This window comes from Stutzerimonas sp. LR2 (assembly GCF_055755175.1).
Genome location: NZ_JBVTRR010000096.1, coordinates 1 through 581, shown reverse-complemented (window position 1 = coordinate 581; position 581 = coordinate 1). Strand labels below are relative to the sequence as shown.

The window sequence follows — 581 nt, the reverse complement described above, 5'->3', positions numbered from 1 at the left end:
CTGTTTTGTCTGTGTCCGCATCTGTTATTTTAAAAACCCTTGCATTCGTTATATATAACTCATCTCTGATGTATTTTCGAGCATCCTCACCGGTCATATATAAAAGTATTCCATCACCCGTTAAAGTTAATGGTCCTGGCGTTCCGTAGCGACCGTATGAATATAATGAGACTTTATTATTTTTGTGGATTGTTATAAATGAATGGCCTGAACCAAATGTTTCCGTCCACACAAAAACGCCATCATAGAGCAAGTTATCTGAAACCCTGCATTCACCATTTAAAGGTGCTGGCGCTACGGGGTTGATCCGACTGCCAAAGCTGGTTCCCTGTGAAGGTGTTGATGGTGCTGGGGCTTGAGTTGCAAAACGACTTGGCTGGGCTTGTGCTGCTACACTATGAGCAATAACCTTGTTAGAACCTGCCGGACAGCCGCATTGTACAATTGAGTCATGTACGGCTTGAAGTTTCCCATGATTTAGAAAACCTTGCTGCCCAGAAACAACGGTGCCTGTCTGTCCACATTTCGGGCATTTTGTTGTCGGGTCACCCACTCTTAATGCTTTTTTATTAAAGCACGTT

Annotated in this window: 1 protein-coding gene; it reads right to left on the bottom strand. The window is 43.5% G+C overall.

Annotation, left to right across the window (positions count from 1 at the left end):
* Positions 1-581, bottom strand: a 581-nt coding sequence (locus tag ACVRRC_RS22240; protein WP_472997615.1) for a PAAR domain-containing protein, incomplete at both ends; no start/stop codon positions are given.